General features: G+C 70.7%; 1 protein-coding gene. It reads right to left on the reverse strand.

The window, feature by feature from the left end:
* Nucleotides 1-64: 64 nt before the first annotated feature.
* Nucleotides 65-490 carry a thiol-disulfide oxidoreductase DCC family protein gene (locus ACVOK1_RS20510; RefSeq protein WP_481563096.1) on the reverse strand — a complete coding sequence of 142 codons (426 nt, stop codon included), beginning with the start codon at nucleotides 488-490 and terminating at the stop codon, nucleotides 65-67.
* Between the last annotated feature and the right edge of the window lie 84 nt (nucleotides 491-574).

Below are 574 nucleotides of genomic sequence, written 5' to 3' on the forward strand. Positions count from 1 at the left end.
ATGCTCGACTGATGATGGAGCAGTCGAGCATGGCTCGACTCTACAGAAGAGCAGACGGCGGCGGTCAATCGAGGAAGCGCGTGGCCTGTTCCGGGCTGGGCAGGTAGCAGGTGTCGTGCCGGCCGAACCAGCGGTAGCGGTTGCGCGCCAGCGCACGGTAGGCCACGTCGCGCCAGGCGCGCGGCAGCAGGCGCAGCACGCCTGCCACGCGCCACGGGCCACCCAGCCCCGTCAGCACGCGCAGGATCGCATCGGTATCGGTCCAGGCGCCCTGCGCGTCCACCAGCAGGAACGACAGCGGGTCGTTCGGGTCCAGACCGTGGGCGCGCAGCAAGGCACTGCCCTGCGCGCCCTGCATCGCCGCGAAACGGTAGCGCCCCTGCCGGTCGAACCGCAGCAGGAAGCGCACCCAGCGGCTGCACAGGGCGCAGACGCCGTCGAAGACGATCACGGCTGTTTTGGTGGGGGGGGGGCCCCGGATTGGGGGGATAGGGTGGGGGCGCACCGGGCCAATTTGGGGGGGGGGAGATTTAGAACAAAACAAGAGGAGGCGCCCCCCCCCCCCCCCCCCCCG

It is taken from the genome of Stenotrophomonas sp. STEN087 (assembly GCF_056759115.1).